This is a genomic window from Pseudogemmobacter blasticus (assembly GCF_003071405.1).
In the GTDB taxonomy this organism is placed as follows: domain Bacteria; phylum Pseudomonadota; class Alphaproteobacteria; order Rhodobacterales; family Rhodobacteraceae; genus Pseudogemmobacter; species Pseudogemmobacter blasticus.
In genome coordinates, this window is record NZ_CP020470.1 from 1,734,532 (window position 1) to 1,749,482 (window position 14,951).

Genomic DNA, 14,951 nt, shown 5'->3' on the forward strand with positions numbered 1-14,951 from the left:
AATGTGAGATATGTTCATCGTTGAACATAGTTGCGTCTTGATGTCATCCACAGCCCGCCACACCCTGCCCGAGGAAGACCAGCTCTTCCGCCTATTGCGCCAGCTTGACCGCGCGCCAGAGGCGTCGCAGCGGGCAACCGCGCAGGCGCTTGGCGTCAGCCTTGGCAGCCTGAACGCCCAGCTTCGCGCCGCGACCGAAGCCGGGCTGATTCATGTCACCGACCGCGACACCGCCACCGACCGCCGCCAACGCTTTGCCTATGCGCTGACCCCGAAGGGCGGCGCCATGAAGGCCCGGCTGGTTGACCGTTTTCTGGCAGGGAAACTTGCCGAATATCACGCCCTTCACGCCGAACTCACGGGTGAGGACGCAAGCCTCATCCCCGCAAAACACAGGACCGATGTCATGCAGAACAATCTTGCCCCGATCCCCGAGCTTTATGTCTCATACGAATCGGCCCAGAAACTGAAGGTCGAGGCCGGAAACCTGCCGTCCTGGGATCTGACCGCGCGTCAGGTCTGCGATCTTGAACTCCTGATGAACGGCGGCTTCTACCCGCTCAAGGGCTTCATGACCGAGGCGGATTACGACGGTGTCGTCGAAAACATGCGCACCGCCGATGGCACGCTGTTCCCGATTCCGGTCACGCTGGACGTGAACGAGAAATTCGCCGAAGGCATCGAGCCGGGTCAGGACATCGCGCTGCGCGACGCCGAGGGCGTGATTCTTGCCATCCTGTCGGTCACCGACAAATGGGTTCCGAACAAGTCGAACGAAGCCGCCAAGGTGTTCGGCGCCGACGATCTGGCGCATCCGGCGGTGAACTACCTGCACAACACCGCGGGCGGCGTCTATCTGGGCGGCCCTGTCACCGGCATCCAGCAGCCCGTGCATTATGATTTCAAGGGCCGTCGCGACACCCCGAACGAGCTGCGCGCCTTCTTCCGCAAGATGGGCTGGCGCAAGGTCGTGGCGTTCCAGACCCGCAACCCGCTGCACCGCGCCCACCAGGAACTGACCTTCCGCGCCGCCAAGGAAGCGCAGGCGAACCTGCTGATCCACCCGGTCGTCGGCATGACCAAGCCGGGCGATGTGGACCACTTCACCCGCGTCCGCTGCTACGAGGCGGTGCTGGACAAGTATCCGGCGCAGACCACCCAGCTTTCGCTGCTGAATCTGGCCATGCGCATGGCCGGCCCGCGCGAGGCGGTCTGGCACGGCATCATCCGCAAGAACCACGGTTGCAGCCACATGATCGTGGGCCGCGACCATGCCGGTCCGGGCAAGAACTCGGCCGGGAAGGATTTCTATGATCCCTACGCCGCGCAGGAACTGTTCGCCAAGCACGCCGAGGAGATCGGCATCGAGATGGTCGACTTCAAGCACATGGTCTATGTGCAGGAAAAGGCGCAGTACTTCCCCGCGAACGAAGTGCCGCAAGGCGATACCGTGCTGGATATTTCCGGCACCGAACTGCGCCGTCGCCTGCGCGAAGGCCTGGACATTCCCGAATGGTTCAGCTTCCCCGAAGTGGTGACCGAACTGCGCCGCACCAGCCCGCCGCGCAGCAAGCAGGGCTTTACCGTGTTCTTCACCGGCCTGTCGGGCTCGGGCAAGTCCACCATCGCCAACGCGCTGATGGTCAAGCTGATGGAAATGGGCGGCCGCCCGGTCACGCTGCTGGACGGTGACGTGGTGCGCAAGCATCTGTCGTCGGAGCTGGGGTTCAGCAAGGAACACCGCGACATCAACATCAAGCGCATCGGCTATGTCGCGTCCGAGATCACCAAGAACGGCGGCATCGCGATCTGCGCCCCGATCGCGCCCTACACGGCCACCCGCCGCGCCGTGCGCGAGATGATCGAAGCCTATGGCGCCTTCGTCGAAGTGCATGTCGCGACCAGCATCGAGGAATGCGAACGCCGCGACCGCAAGGGTCTCTACAAGCTGGCGCGCGAAGGCAAGATCAAGGAATTCACCGGCATCTCCGACCCGTATGAAGCGCCCACCGCCGCCGAACTGGTGGTCGATACGCAGGATGTGGACGTGGACCACTGCGCCCATCAGGTGATTCTCAAGCTGGAATCCATGGGTCTGATCCGCGCCTGATCCGGCCTGGCACAAATGCAAACGGGCGCCCTACGGGGCGCCCGTTTTCTTTTGCCCGGGTTTGGCCCGGTTATTCCGGCCGCATCATCCGGCGCAGGATGTCATCCTTCAGCAGATAGTGGTGCGCCAGCCCGATCAGCGCGTGCGCGCCCGCCAGAATGATCAGCACATTGGCGAACAGCGCGTGGCCATCGCCCACAGCCTCGATCCCGCCAAACCAGGCAAGACCGCCACCGATCGGCACCGCGACCATCAGCAGATAAAGAATGCCGTGCAGCGCCGAAGCGGCTTTGCCGCGCGGCCCCGGTTCGGCCGGCGGGCCACCGCGGGTCAGCCGCAGCACGATACGCAGCGCCGCCAGCACCAGCACGGTCACCCCGACCCAGACATGCAGCGGTGCGATGCCGACGGTGATCTCGTGCCCTTCCAGCTTCTGGTCAAGGGCGTCGCCCATGCCCTCGCTGACGACATAGTTGAACACCACACCCAGCGCGACCAGCCAGTGCAGCGCGATCTGCGCGCCGTTGTATCCCTTGCGAACCGTCATCTTGCCCTCATCCGGTATGGCTACGCGCGCAGTCTAGACACGCGCCCGCACGGCAGGCAATGCGGCGTGACGGCAAGGTGTGAAGCGGGGCTCAGTGCACGCTGACCGGGGCAAAATCATGCGCGCGGGCCAGATGAAAGGCCAGCGTGCGGTCGGCCACCAGCGCCAACCGCTTGCCGTCGGAACTGTGAACCGCATAGATCACCTCGGCCCCGTCCGCCTGCGCCTGCAGGTCTTCGGGCAGGTCGGCCACCAGAATGGGCCGGACATAGGCGATGCGGCCGTTATCGGCGGGAAACCCCGGAAATGGCGTATTCATGCGGCTCCTCCGTCCTTGCGACCGATCCGAATGGTCTGCACCACGGTTTCCGGCACCTGCCGCCGCAGATCGACATGCAGCAGACCGTGTTCCAGCGCGGCCCCGGCCACCTCAACCCCGTCGGCCAGCACGAAACTGCGCTGGAAGGCGCGGGCGGCGATGCCACGGTGCAGGAAGACACGATCCTGCGCATCCTCGGCCTGGCGGCCCCGGACCACCAGTTGCCGGTCCTCGACCGTGATCGACAGGTCTTCCTCGCGGAACCCGGCAACGGCCAGCGTGATGCGATAGGCGTTCTCGGCGGTGGCTTCGATATTATAGGGCGGGTAGCCTTCGCCCCCCGATTTGGCGGTGCGTTCGACCAGCCGTTCAAGCTGTTCGAAGCCCAGAAGGAAGGGATGCGTTCCCAGACCAAGTTTCGTCATTGCAGGACAGTCCTTCACGAAAGCGACGTCGGCAGGACCGGACCCCACACGCGGGCATCCCGTCCCCTGTGGGAAATATGGGGCGCAAGTGCCGCCCTCGCAAGACCGGCGACGCAGAGGGGGGCCGAGAATAATCCTGTCGAAATCTGCTGCGAATCAGAGGTTTCGCTGTATCGTCGGGCATAATGAACAGAAGCAAGCCAAGGCTGCCATGAACGCCCCTTCCGAGATGAGCTTCGATGAGATGCTGCGCGTGAAGCTGGAAGTGCTTCGCCGTGAGCACCGCGATCTGGACGAGGCCGTCCACGCACTGGAAACCAACGGTCGCCCTGATCAGTTGACGCTGCGCCGGCTGAAAAAGCAGAAGCTGGCGCTGAAGGATGCGATCACCCGGATCGAAGACCAGTTGATCCCCGACATCATCGCCTGACCCGCGCCGGGGCTGGTTGGCCTGCAAAGCGGCAGGTCCATAACATACATTTATAACATATAATTTATCCTTGCTTTTCCGCGGCTTGGGTGCGGCGTCCTGTCGCGGTATACGATGGTCTACAATTGATTCAGGTCAACGTGTCGCATCCGGCTGCGCGCAATTCTCGGGGCGTGGAAAACAAAAAAACTTGGGACAAGTGAAATGAAGACCCTCGTACTCGCCCTGCTCGCCAGCACTACCCTCGCCGTGCCAGCCTTCGCACAATCCGCGGGCGACATGACCCTCAGCTTCGGCATCGGTTATGTCGCCCCCAAGGACAACAACGGCACGCTCGCCTCTCTGCCGGCCACCGTCGGCAACAATGCCCGCCCGACCATCGCCTTCGAATACTTCTTCAAGGACAACATCGGCGTGGAAGTGCTGGGCGCCCTGCCCTTCAAGCACGACATCTATCTTGGTGGCAGCACCTTTGCCGGCACCACCAAGCACCTGCCGCCCACCGTGTCGATCAACTGGCACATCCCGACCGGCGGCAGCGTCACGCCCTTCGTCGGCGTCGGCGTCAACTACACCACCTTCTTCTCGGAAGAATCACCGCTGGGCGATCTGAAGATCGACGATAGCTGGGGTCTGGCCGCGACGCTGGGCATGGATTTCGCCCTGAACGAGAAGGCCGCCCTGCGGATGGAAGTCCGCTACATCGACATCGACAGCGACGTGACGCTGAACGGCGCCAACATCGGCAAGGTCAACATCGACCCGATCGTTGCCAACGTGGCCTATGTGATGAAGTTCTGATCCCCGCTCACGGGATGCAAGCTGAACTGGGGCGGGCCCTCCCGCCCCTTTTTTCATTCTGCCGATTGCCGCCGTCAGTTGCCCCGGGGCGGCAGCAGCCCGGCCTCGCGCGCCAGACCCTGCATGTCGCGGCGGATTTCGGCGGCATCAATCGCCAGGCTCAGGTCGTCCAGTTGCGCGAACTGGGCTTCGGTAAAGGCATCCATCGCCATCATGCGCTGCTCATAATCGCGCGGATAGCTGCCGCCGAACAGCGCCATGCCATCGCGCAGCGCCTTGGCCGCGGCCGTATGGTTCCGCAGGTCGAGAATCGTCGCCAGTCGCGGCGCAAAGGTGCCCGGCGAGTTGTAGAAGAAATCGGCCAGCCCGCCGCCTTCCTCCATCGTGCCGGCGAACAGGTCCAGCATCAGCAGCGCCCCCTGCACCGTGCCGCCGGACAGGAAGGCGGCATCCGCCTCTTCCACCGTCCACCACGACGGCGTGGTGCATTGCGCCCAGAGTTGCGCCTGCAGCCAGCCGAACCGCTCGTCCTCGGTCAGCCCGTTCAGCCGGTCCGCATAGGCTTTCGACAGCGCCGGGTCCGCGGCCACCAGCGCCTCGGCGGCGGCCAGGGCGCGGCCTCCGGCGGCAGGCCAACGCGCGTCGATCTCGGCCAGCCGGCTGGAAAGCGGTTCGATCGGCGCATAGCTTTCGCGGTCATAAACCTGCTCGGCCCTATCCTCCGGTGTCTCACCCCAATCGGGGAACAGCCCCACCGCCTCGCGCAGAAGGGCGGCTTCCTGCGTCAGCCCGGCCCGGTCCATCGCATCCAGCAGGCGCGCGGCAATCAGCGATTCGGCCCCTTGCGTCAGGGTGAAGATCGCTCCGTCCGGGCTGGCCTCGACCTCGGCCAGCACCACCAGATAGGGCAGATCGCGCGCCGCAGGCGGCAGGGCGGCCGATCTCTCGGCCAGAAGATCGCGCAGCTTCGGCGCCTCGGGCGCGACCTGAACCCGATCCTCCGCCTCGGACACCGCCTTCCAGTCAACGCTTTCGAACGCGGCCACCCGCAGGGCCTGGCCATCCTGTTGCAGCAGGTGGCCCACCGGCACCGGCCCGGCCACCGCGCCCCGTGCGCAAAGCGGATGTTCGGCCCGCGCCATGCCGGCCGCCGCCGCCGCAAACATCACCACCAGAACCGCCGCCTTGACCCGCATACCGCCACTTCCCCCATCGACCGGCCAAACCTAACGCATGGATCGGCAGGCGAAAGGCCCTTCCCGGCTTGCCCCGCGCGGCCCTTCCGTATATGCGCGCCGCATCAGCATCAGGGGGCCGGGCATGAGCGTTTCCGTGGGCATCATCATGGGGTCGCAATCCGATTGGGCCACCATGAAGGAAGCCGCCCTGATCCTGGAGGAGCTGGGCATCACCTATGAAGCCAGGATCGTTTCGGCCCACCGCACGCCAGACCGGCTTTGGGACTATGGCAAGACCGCCGTGTCGCGCGGGCTGAAGGTCATCATCGCGGGCGCGGGCGGGGCGGCGCATCTGCCCGGAATGATGGCGTCCAAGACCCGCGTGCCGGTGATCGGCGTGCCGGTGCAGACCAAGGCGCTGTCGGGCGTCGATTCGCTTTATTCCATCGTGCAGATGCCCAAGGGCTATCCGGTGGCCACCATGGCCATCGGGGCAGCCGGCGCGGCCAATGCCGGGCTGATGGCGGCCGGAATCCTGGCCATCTCGGACCCGGCCCTTGCCGAACGGCTGGACGCCTGGCGCGCCGCCCTGTCGGCCAGCATCCCCGAGGAGCCGAAGGATGACTGAACCGCTGCCGCAAGGCGCCACCATCGGTATTCTCGGCGGCGGCCAGTTGGGCCGGATGCTTTCGGTCGCCGCCAGCCGCCTGGGCTATCGCTGCCACATCTTCGAACCGGGCGCCGCACCGGCGGGCGACGTGGCCTTTCGCGTGACGACCGCCCCCTATTCGGACACGGCCGCGCTGCGGGCCTTTGCCGAAACCGTGGATGTCATCACCTACGAATTCGAGAACGTCCCCACCTCGGCGCTGGACCTGCTGGAATCCCTGCGCCCCATCCGCCCCAACCGCCGGGCGCTGGCCGTCAGCCAGGACCGGATTTCCGAGAAAACCTTTCTGGGCGATCTTGGCCTGCAAACCGCCCCCTGGGCCGCCGTGAACTCGGAATCCGACCTGCGCGCCGCCGTGGCCCGGCTGGGCCTGCCCGCCATCCTGAAAACCACCCGGCTGGGCTATGACGGCAAGGGCCAGGTCAAACTTGAGTCCGAGACCGACATTCCCACCGCCTGGGCTGCTATGGACAATGCCGCCTGCGTGCTGGAGGGCTTTGTCGCCTTTGATCGCGAGGTCAGCGTGATCGCGGCGCGCGGCCTTGACGGGTCGGTTGCGTGCTTCGACCCCGGCGAGAACATCCACCGCGATGGCATCCTGCGCACCACCACCGTGCCCGCCCGGCTGACCGCCGGCCAGCGCAGCGATGCCGTGCTGCTGGCGGCCCGCATCCTGAACGCGCTGGATTACATCGGCGTCATGGGGGTTGAGCTGTTCGTCACCCGCGCCGGGCTTCTGGTGAACGAGATCGCGCCCCGCGTCCACAACTCGGGCCACTGGACGCAACAAGGCTGCAGCGTGGACCAGTTCGAACAGCACATCCGCGCCGTTGCCGGCCTGCCCCTGGGTGACGGCAACCGCTACGCCGATGTGGTGATGGAGAACCTGATCGGCGACGACGTGCTGCGCGTGCCCGCGCTGCTGAAGGAACGGGACACGGCGGTCCACCTTTACGGCAAGGGCGCCCCCCGCCCCGGCCGCAAGATGGGCCACATCAACCGCATCACCCGAGGCTGAAAGAAGCGCGGGCCGGGTTAACCGCAGCGCCAGCCGCCCCGACAGCCCAGGGCAGCCCCTCACCCCCGGTCGAACCGGCCTTGGCGCAGGAAGTGTACCGTCTGGCGGATCACCACCGGGTTCACCATCATCCAGGTGTGGCTGACGCCCAGCACCAGATGGTCGGCCATTCCGTCCAGCCGGGTGCTGGCGACCGTCACCTTGCCGTCATCCGGCCCCGGCAGGATCTGCGAAAACCACGGGCTGACCGATTTCGTTCCGGCGATGATTCCCACCGGGTAATCCGGCGGCGGCAGGCGGTTCGGCCAACTGTCCGGCCCGGTGCCCAGATCCAGCCCCGCCGGGCCGTTGAACAGCCTGAACACCCGCCAGTCGCCGAACGTGTCCACCAGTTCCGACCCGTGGTTCGGCGGTGCCAACATCACCACCCGGCCCAGCCCCTGTGGCCGCCCGCGCGCCAGCCAGTCACGCACCAGGATGCCGCCCATCGAATGGGTCACGAAATGCGTGATCCCCAGATAGGGCACCGCCCAGGCCTCGGCCACGCTTTTCACCAGCTCTTCCGGCCCCGCCTTGGTGGACGGATAAGCGGCGCTTGCCACGTCATAGCCCGCCGCCTGCAAGGCCAGCCCCATGCCCGCCAGAGACCGCTGTGTCCGCGCCAGCCCATGCACCAGTATCACCCGGCCTTTCGGGGCGCGGGGCTCGCCTTCCTCTTCCAGGGTCAGGTCGCGCAGCAGATCAAGCGTGGGGCGCATCATGGCAGGATCATCCCCGCCCGGGGCGGCGATGCAAGGTCTGTCCGGCCTGACCCCGGGGCTGACCCGACGTCACGCCTCGGGCGATCCGGTATCGGCCTGCCCGGCCACCTGTCCCTGCCGCGCCAGCCGGGCCAGTTGTTCATAGCGGGCCCGGAACGAATCCAGCGTCTTCTCGTCAAGCTCTTCCAGATCCAGCAGCGCGTTATGCGCCCCGTTGGTGGCGCGGATCAGCTCATCCAGCTTCAACTGGATCGCCGCCGTGTCATGGTCCTGGCTGGACTGGATCAGGAACACCATCAGAAAGGTGACCACATTGGTCACCGTATTCGCCACCAGTTGCCAACTGTCGGAATAGTTGAAGATCGGCCCCGTGACCGTCCAGCCCACCACGAAGGCCACCGCCATGGCCACCGTCACCGGCCGCCCGCACCACCGCGCCACCCGCCGCGCCATTGCCGCATAACTCGCCATCGCACGCTCCTTCTGTCTGTGCCGGGCGCCCATGCTGCGCCCATGCGCGGCACTGGACAAGGGCCGCCTTGCCCGGCAAGCCTGTGGCATGAGCCAGAACCCACATATTGCCGGTGCCGTCGCATGAGCCGCGCCTTTGTCAACGAAGATGCCGGGAAAGACCGCCCCGATCTGCCCGACCTGCCGCTGTCGGCGCATCCGAACTTCGTCACGCCGCGCGGTCTGGCCGATCTTCGCGCGCGTCTGGCCGCGCGGCAGTGCGAACTGGCGGCGCTCCGCGCCCGCGCCGAACGGCTGGACAAGCTGCCCGAAGCCGCGGCCGAGCGCGACATCCGCTGGCTTGAGGCGCGCATCGCCAGCGCCATCCCGGTCGATCCGGCCCGGCACGATCTGACCGAAGTCGCCTTCGGCCTCCGCGTGACCGTCGCCGATGAAGACGGTCGCGAGACCACCTATGAAATCGTGGGCGAGGATGAATCCGACGCCACCCGCGGCCGCATCGCCCCCCATTCGCCCCTTGCCCGCGCCCTGATGGGCGCCCGCGTCGGGGATGAGGTCACCTGGCCCCGCCCCGCCGGCGCACTTTCGCTGGAGATCCTGAGCATTGCTCATGCCGACAATCCGCCCGCTTGACCCCGCGACCGACACCGATCTGGTCCGCGCCTTCTATACCGCGGCGCCGGATTACTGGCTGCTGGCCGAAGGCGCCTGCGATCCGCAGGTCAAGGCCGTCGAATTCTTCACCGACGGCCCGCCCGGCATTGACCCAGCCACCGGCAACCGGCTGGGCCTGTTCCTGAACGGGCGCCTCTCGGGCCTGCTGGAGCTGTCCTATGGCTTTCCCCAGCCGCAGGACGCCTATATCGGGCTGATGGTCCTTGGCCCCTGGGCGCAAGGATCGGGCCATGGCCGCGCCCTGCTGGCGCGTGCCGAAACGCTGGCCCGCGCCAGGGGCGCGCCGCAGCTTTATCTTGGCGTGCTGGACGCCAACCCCCGCGGCCGCGCCTTCTGGGAGCGCGAAGGTTTCACCCCCACCGGCATCCGCCGCTTCGATGAAGCGGATGGTCAATGGATCGAACGGCTGGTCAAGCCGCTCTGACCGCCCTTCGGCACAGGGGGGGCCAAAGCAAAAGGGCGGCCCGAAGGCCGCCCTTTCCTGTCTTCTCCGAAGACCCGGATCAGAAGTCCATGCCGCCCATGCCGCCGCCCGGCATCGCCGGAGCCGCAGCCTTGTCAGCCGGCTTGTCGGCGATCATGGCTTCAGTGGTGATCAGCAGCGAGGCCACCGAAGCGGCGTTTTCCAGCGCCGTGCGGGTCACCTTGGCCGGGTCGATCACGCCGAAGGCGAACAGGTCGCCGTATTCCTCGGTCTGGGCGTTGAAGCCGAACGAGAGGCTGGTCGATTCGCGGATCTTGCCGGCCACAACGGCGCCGTCGACGCCCGAGTTTTCGGCGATCTGGCGCAGCGGAGCTTCCAGCGCGCGACGGACGATGGCGATGCCCACGTCCTGATCCGAGTTGGCGCCCTTCAGGCCTTCCAGCGACTTGGTGGCCTGAACCAGAGCCACGCCGCCGCCGACCACGACACCTTCCTGTACCGCAGCGCGGGTCGCGTTCAGCGCGTCGTCCACACGGTCCTTGCGCTCTTTCACTTCGACTTCGGTCATGCCGCCAACGCGGATGACGGCAACGCCGCCGGCCAGCTTGGCCACACGCTCTTGCAGCTTCTCGCGGTCGTAGTCCGAGGTGGTTTCCTCGATCTGCGCACGGATCTGGGCAACACGGGCTTCGATCTCGGCCTTGTCACCGGCGCCATCAACGATGGTGGTGTTGTCCTTGTTGATCTGCACCTTCTTGGCGCGGCCCAGCATGTCGATGCCGACATTTTCCAGCTTCATGCCCAGATCATCGCTGATGACCTGACCGCCGGTCAGGATGGCGATGTCCTGCAGCATGGCCTTGCGGCGGTCGCCGAAGCCCGGAGCCTTGACGGCGGCGATCTTCAGACCGCCCCGCAGCTTGTTGACGACCAGCGTGGCCAGGGCCTCGCCTTCAACGTCTTCCGCCACGATGATCAGCGGGCGCTGAGACTGGATCACGGCTTCCAGCAGCGGAACCATCGGCTGCAGCGACGAGAGCTTCTTCTCGTGCAGCAGGATGTAGGCGTCTTCCAGCTCGGCAATCATCTTGTCGGCATTGGTGACGAAGTAGGGCGACAGGTAGCCACGGTCGAACTGCATACCCTCGACGACTTCGACTTCGGTCTCAAGGCCCTTGTTTTCCTCGACGGTGATCACACCCTCGTTGCCGACCTTCTGCATCGCATCCGCGATGAAACGGCCGATCTGGGCTTCACCGTTGGCCGAGATGGTGCCGACCTGGGCGACTTCGTCGCTGTCCTTGACCGGGCGCGACGCAGCCTTGATCGCTTCGACGACCTTGGCGGTGGCCAGGTCGATGCCGCGCTTCAGGTCCATCGGGTTCAGGCCCGCGGCAACCGACTTGAGGCCTTCCTTGATGATGGCCTGCGCCAGCACGGTGGCGGTGGTGGTGCCGTCGCCGGCTTCGTCATTGGTGCGCGAGGCAACTTCCTTGACGAGCTGGGCGCCCATGTTCTCGAACTTGTCGGCCAGTTCGATTTCCTTCGCGACGGTCACACCGTCCTTGGTGATGCGGGGCGCACCGAACGACTTGTCGATCACGACATTGCGGCCCTTCGGGCCGAGGGTCACCTTGACCGCGTCGGCCAGGGTGTTGACGCCACGCAGCAGACGATCGCGGGCATCGGCGGTGAATTTCACGTCCTTGGCAGCCATTGCTGTTGCTCCTTGGAATGGGTTGCGGTTGGGAAAAGCGTCCTCAGGCGATGATGCCGAGGATGTCGCTTTCCTTCATGATGAGAAGCTCTTCGCCATTCAGCGTGACTTCGGTGCCCGACCATTTGCCGAACAGGATGCGGTCGCCAGCCTTGACCGACGGGGCGATCAGCTCGCCCGAATCCTTGCGGGCGCCTTCGCCCACGGCGACGATTTCACCTTCGGCGGGCTTTTCCTTGGCGGTATCGGGGATGATCAGACCACCCTTGGTCTTTTCTTCCGACTGGACGCGGCGGACCAGCACGCGGTCATGCAGCGGTTTGAAGGCCATCTGGTAACACTCCCTTGGGTTCCAGGTTGTAAAGGATCAGCACTCACACCGGGCGAGTGCTAACGAGGCCGAGATAGGCGCTGCCCTGCCACCTGTCAACACCCGCCCGGACCAAATTCGCCGCACAGCTTTCGCTTGGCCTTCGCCCGCCCAGATGCCACCATGCAGCCCCAGACCCCTGCCGGACCGGAGCCAGATGCGTTTCCTGATTGCCCTTTTTGCAAGCCTCCTGCTGCACCTGGCCCCCGCTGCGGCCACCGCGTGCTATGGCTTGAACCTGCTGGATCTGATGCCCGCCGCAGACCGCGCCCGGATCGAGGCGGCGGCCGCGGCCGTGCCCTATTCCGAAGGCAATCTCTGGACGGCCACAAAGGGCAAGGCCAGCCTGACCATCATCGGCACCTACCACCTTGATGATCCGCGCCATAACGCGGTGATGCAGCGAATCACGCCGCTGCTGGCTGCGGCCAGGATGCTGCTGGTCGAAGGCGGCCCGGAAGAGGAAAAGCGGCTGAAGGACCGCATGGCCAGCGATCCCGGTGTCCTGATGATCACCGAAGGCCCGTCGCTGCTGGAAATGCTGCCGCCCGAAACCTGGGCGCGGCTGAAACAGGCGCTGGCCGACCGCGGGATTCCCGGCATCATGGCCGCCAAGTTCCAGCCCTGGTATGTGACCGTCCTGCTGTCGGTGCCGCCCTGCGCCATGGCCGACCTGAGCCAGCCCAAGGGTCTGGACGGGCTGCTGATCGACGCCGCCACCGTCGCGGGCAAGCCGATCCGGGCGCTGGAACCCTATGACACGGTCTTTGCCATCTTCGATGCCTTCGCCCAGCAGGATCAGGTGGCGATGATCGACCAGTCGCTGGCGCTGGAACCCGTCAGCGCCGATTTCTCGGTGACGCTGGCCGATGCTTATTACGACGGCAAAAGCCAGTTGATCTGGGAACTGATGCGCGAAACCTCGTACAACATGCCCGGCTATACCCGGGAACAGGTGGATGCCGAGATGAAGGCGATGGAAGAGGTGCTGGTCAGCCGCCGCAACCGCGCCTGGATTCCGGTCATCGACGCGGCGGCGGCCGAGGGTGGCCCCCTGGTGGTGGCCTTCGGCGCGCTGCACCTGCCGGGGCCGGAGGGGGTGCTGAACCTGCTGGCGCAGGACGGCTGGACGATCACCCCGCTGGCCGGCCCCTGATCGCCCCGCCCCGTCCGGTTGCGCGGCAAGCGCGCCCCCGGCTACAAACAGACCGAGCAGACAACAAAGCTGGAAAATCCATGCGCACAGTCATTACCACCCTCTTGGCCGCGGTTGCGCTGCAAGCGGCCCTGACCGCCACCCCCGCCAGGGCGGAACCCCGCGGCTATTACGAAGTTGTGGGCGTCGAAGACGACGACATGCTGAAAATGCGCGTCGGCCCCGGCGTCGGCTACAAGATCGTGGTCGGCCTGCCGAATGGCACCGTTCTGCTGGTGCAGGGCTGTGAACGGTCGGGCAACACAAGCTGGTGCAAGGTCGCGCTGAAACAGGCGCGCGGCCTCAAGGGCTATGTCTCAAGCGCCTATCTGCGGAAGATGTGAAGAAGACAAAGGCCAGACCGCGCGAATGCGGACTGGCCTTTGCGGGAAGACGGGGCCCGGGGCCGGGCGTCAGGTGGCGTTCAGGTCCGCAACCAGGGCATCAATGTCGCCCTTGCGCTTGTCCAGCATGGCGCCAATCTCGGCGCGTTCGCTGGCCAGCATGTTGACGCCTTCGATGATGATGTTGAAGAACAGGTTCTTCCCCGACTTGTCGCCGACATGCCAGCGCACCTCGAACGGGCTTTCGCCTTTAAGGTAGGCGGTCGAGATCACCTCATAATAGCTTTTCAGCGGCTTGGCGTCGTTCACCTCGATCCGGCCCCCGATGAACTCGCGGAAGCGGCGGCCGTATTTGCGGCTGATATAGCGCTGGAACGCCTTGGTGAAGGCCGCCATCTGCGCGCTTGACGCCGACCGCGCCGCAGCGCCCAGCGCCGAACGGGCAATCGTCGGCACGTCGGCATAGCGCGCGAACAGCTTTTCGAACGATCCCAGCATCTGCGCCTCGGACTGGCCCGAGCCGATGACGCCGTTGATATCGGCCACCACCTTGTCGATCAGCGCCCGCGCCTGATCAACATTCAGCGCGGCGGCGGGCAGCGCGCCAAAGGCGGCGGCGGCGGCAAAGCCGGCGCCGACAAAGGCACGGCGGGACAGAAACGTGTTACTGGCCATTGGAGTCCTCGTAAGGGTCGATGAACGCATCGCCGCCCTCATCCCCGGCTGCATCGCCCCCACCAAGGGCAAACCGCCGGTTCTGCAGGTACAGCAGCCGCGCCTGAACATAGCTGTCAGCGCTCTCATATAGGATCGAGTCGATGGTGCCGGAATACTTGGCGCGATCATTTAGCCGTGACAGCACCGCCACACCCATCGCCGCCGTGCGGTCATCGCCTTCGAACAGGCCGTTCAGCGGGTTCATCGCCAGATCCACCACCGTTCCCACCGCATCGCGTGCGGTTGACGGCCCGGCCAGCGGCAGTTCCACATAAGGCCCTTCGCCCACGCCCCAGACCGCCAGCGTCTCGCCGAAATCGGTCTTGTATTCGGGCATCCCGGCGGCGCTGGCGAAATCCAGCAGCCCCCCCAGACCCAGCGTCAGGTTGGCGGCCAGCCGCAGCGTGTTCGTCGCCGCCCGGTCGATCCGGCCCTGCAACAGCCCGTTGGCAATGTCGCCCGGCAGTTCCAGCACATCGGCCACGTTCGAAACGCCCTGACGCAGCGGTTCGGGCACCACGGCGGCATAGGCCTTGGACGCGGGCCGCACCACGGCGCGATCCAGCCCCTTGTTCACCCCATGCACCGCGCGGTTCATCGGCTCCAGCGGGTCATTCACGCCCTGGCTGGCGGGCGCGGTGGCACAGCCCGCCAAAAGCGCACCGGCCACCACAAGCGGCAACACTCGGATCAAGGGAATCTTCACAGTCATCGCGCCAATTTCATGCAAGGTGCCGCGCCAGCCCCGGCCGCGGCCACCTGACAGCCATAAGGTTTGG

The 14,951-nt window shown here is 65.7% G+C and carries 19 protein-coding genes; 9 read left to right on the forward strand and 10 right to left on the reverse strand.

The genetic code is table 11. The annotated features are described in order from the left end of the window. The first annotated feature begins 40 nt into the window (after positions 1–40). The gene (locus B6K69_RS08465; protein ID WP_108644849.1) at positions 41–2,110 is read left to right on the forward strand and encodes a bifunctional sulfate adenylyltransferase/adenylylsulfate kinase; all 2,070 of its coding nucleotides are present in this window, start codon (positions 41–43) and stop codon (positions 2,108–2,110) included. A 70-nt stretch (positions 2,111–2,180) separates the two neighbouring features. Here the strand turns inward: B6K69_RS08465 and B6K69_RS08470 are convergent, their stop codons facing one another. The 3 genes from B6K69_RS08470 to B6K69_RS08480 all read right to left on the reverse strand — a co-directional run bounded on the left by B6K69_RS08470 (position 2,181) and on the right by B6K69_RS08480 (position 3,401). Then, positions 2,181–2,657, reverse strand: a complete 477-nt coding sequence (locus tag B6K69_RS08470) for a cytochrome b (RefSeq protein WP_107673969.1) — start codon at positions 2,655–2,657, stop codon at positions 2,181–2,183. A 91-nt stretch (positions 2,658–2,748) separates the two neighbouring features. Then, the gene (locus B6K69_RS08475; protein ID WP_107673970.1) at positions 2,749–2,976 is read right to left on the reverse strand and encodes a DUF1150 family protein; all 228 of its coding nucleotides are present in this window, start codon (positions 2,974–2,976) and stop codon (positions 2,749–2,751) included. Next, the gene (locus B6K69_RS08480; protein WP_107673971.1) at positions 2,973–3,401 is read right to left on the reverse strand and encodes an Hsp20 family protein; all 429 of its coding nucleotides are present in this window, start codon (positions 3,399–3,401) and stop codon (positions 2,973–2,975) included. Before B6K69_RS08480 ends, B6K69_RS08475 begins: the two co-directional genes overlap by 4 nt. Positions 3,402–3,612: 211 nt before the next feature. On the opposite strand from B6K69_RS08480, the gene B6K69_RS08485 reads away from it, so the two are divergent. Beyond that, complete coding sequence (locus B6K69_RS08485) at positions 3,613–3,831, forward strand: YdcH family protein (protein WP_107673972.1); 219 nt, start codon at positions 3,613–3,615, stop codon at positions 3,829–3,831. Between the two features lie 204 nt (positions 3,832–4,035). Next, on the forward strand, positions 4,036–4,632 hold the full coding sequence (locus tag B6K69_RS08490) for an OmpW/AlkL family protein (RefSeq protein ID WP_108643467.1): 597 nt from the start codon (positions 4,036–4,038) through the stop codon (positions 4,630–4,632). A gap of 74 nt (positions 4,633–4,706) precedes the next feature. On the opposite strand, the gene B6K69_RS08495 is transcribed toward B6K69_RS08490, so the two are convergent. Beyond that, positions 4,707–5,828, reverse strand: coding sequence for a DMP19 family protein (locus B6K69_RS08495; protein ID WP_108643468.1), 1,122 nt, complete (start codon positions 5,826–5,828; stop codon positions 4,707–4,709). Positions 5,829–5,952: 124 nt separating this feature from the next. On the opposite strand from B6K69_RS08495, the gene purE reads away from it, so the two are divergent. Then, complete coding sequence (gene purE, locus B6K69_RS08500) at positions 5,953–6,438, forward strand: 5-(carboxyamino)imidazole ribonucleotide mutase (protein WP_108644850.1); 486 nt, start codon at positions 5,953–5,955, stop codon at positions 6,436–6,438. Beyond that, positions 6,431–7,498, forward strand: a complete 1,068-nt coding sequence (locus tag B6K69_RS08505) for a 5-(carboxyamino)imidazole ribonucleotide synthase (RefSeq protein ID WP_108643469.1) — start codon at positions 6,431–6,433, stop codon at positions 7,496–7,498. The genes purE and B6K69_RS08505 overlap by 8 nt, the downstream gene beginning before the upstream one ends. Positions 7,499–7,557: 59 nt before the next feature. Here the strand turns inward: B6K69_RS08505 and B6K69_RS08510 are convergent, their stop codons facing one another. Both B6K69_RS08510 and B6K69_RS08515 read right to left on the reverse strand, forming a co-directional pair. Beyond that, on the reverse strand, positions 7,558–8,259 hold the full coding sequence (locus B6K69_RS08510; protein WP_228156842.1) for an alpha/beta hydrolase: 702 nt from the start codon (positions 8,257–8,259) through the stop codon (positions 7,558–7,560). A 69-nt stretch (positions 8,260–8,328) separates the two neighbouring features. Continuing rightward, a complete protein-coding gene (locus B6K69_RS08515) occupies positions 8,329–8,730 on the reverse strand; it encodes a low affinity iron permease family protein (protein ID WP_108644852.1) in 402 nt (133 codons plus the stop codon). A 123-nt stretch (positions 8,731–8,853) separates the two neighbouring features. Between B6K69_RS08515 and B6K69_RS08520 the strand changes: the two genes are divergently transcribed. Both B6K69_RS08520 and B6K69_RS08525 read left to right on the forward strand, forming a co-directional pair. Then, positions 8,854–9,363 (forward strand): GreA/GreB family elongation factor, encoded by a 510-nt coding sequence (locus B6K69_RS08520; protein WP_108643470.1) that lies wholly within the window; start codon positions 8,854–8,856, stop codon positions 9,361–9,363. Beyond that, the gene (locus tag B6K69_RS08525) at positions 9,341–9,829 is read left to right on the forward strand and encodes a GNAT family N-acetyltransferase (protein ID WP_108643471.1); all 489 of its coding nucleotides are present in this window, start codon (positions 9,341–9,343) and stop codon (positions 9,827–9,829) included. The genes B6K69_RS08520 and B6K69_RS08525 overlap by 23 nt, the downstream gene beginning before the upstream one ends. A 79-nt stretch (positions 9,830–9,908) precedes the next feature. Here the strand turns inward: B6K69_RS08525 and groL are convergent, their stop codons facing one another. Both groL and groES read right to left on the reverse strand, forming a co-directional pair. Then, entirely contained in the window at positions 9,909–11,546 is a 1,638-nt protein-coding gene (groL, locus tag B6K69_RS08530) for a chaperonin GroEL (RefSeq protein ID WP_107673979.1), read from the reverse strand. 43 nt (positions 11,547–11,589) lie between these two features. Further along, positions 11,590–11,877, reverse strand: coding sequence for a co-chaperone GroES (gene groES, locus B6K69_RS08535; RefSeq protein ID WP_107673980.1), 288 nt, complete (start codon positions 11,875–11,877; stop codon positions 11,590–11,592). A gap of 196 nt (positions 11,878–12,073) precedes the next feature. Here groES and B6K69_RS08540 point away from each other — a divergent pair, with 196 nt between their 5' ends. Together B6K69_RS08540 and B6K69_RS08545 are read left to right on the forward strand one after the other, a co-directional pair. Further along, positions 12,074–13,072, forward strand: coding sequence for a TraB/GumN family protein (locus tag B6K69_RS08540; protein ID WP_108643472.1), 999 nt, complete (start codon positions 12,074–12,076; stop codon positions 13,070–13,072). An 80-nt stretch (positions 13,073–13,152) separates the two neighbouring features. Next, positions 13,153–13,455, forward strand: a complete 303-nt coding sequence (locus tag B6K69_RS08545; RefSeq protein WP_107673982.1) for an SH3 domain-containing protein — start codon at positions 13,153–13,155, stop codon at positions 13,453–13,455. Between the two features lie 69 nt (positions 13,456–13,524). On the opposite strand, the gene B6K69_RS08550 is transcribed toward B6K69_RS08545, so the two are convergent. Together B6K69_RS08550 and B6K69_RS08555 are read right to left on the reverse strand one after the other, a co-directional pair. Continuing rightward, positions 13,525–14,130 carry an MlaC/ttg2D family ABC transporter substrate-binding protein gene (locus B6K69_RS08550; RefSeq protein ID WP_107673983.1) on the reverse strand — a complete coding sequence of 202 codons (606 nt, stop codon included), beginning with the start codon at positions 14,128–14,130 and terminating at the stop codon, positions 13,525–13,527. Then, the gene (locus tag B6K69_RS08555) at positions 14,120–14,884 is read right to left on the reverse strand and encodes an MlaA family lipoprotein (RefSeq protein WP_108643473.1); all 765 of its coding nucleotides are present in this window, start codon (positions 14,882–14,884) and stop codon (positions 14,120–14,122) included. The genes B6K69_RS08550 and B6K69_RS08555 overlap by 11 nt, the downstream gene beginning before the upstream one ends. Positions 14,885–14,951 lie beyond the last annotated feature (67 nt).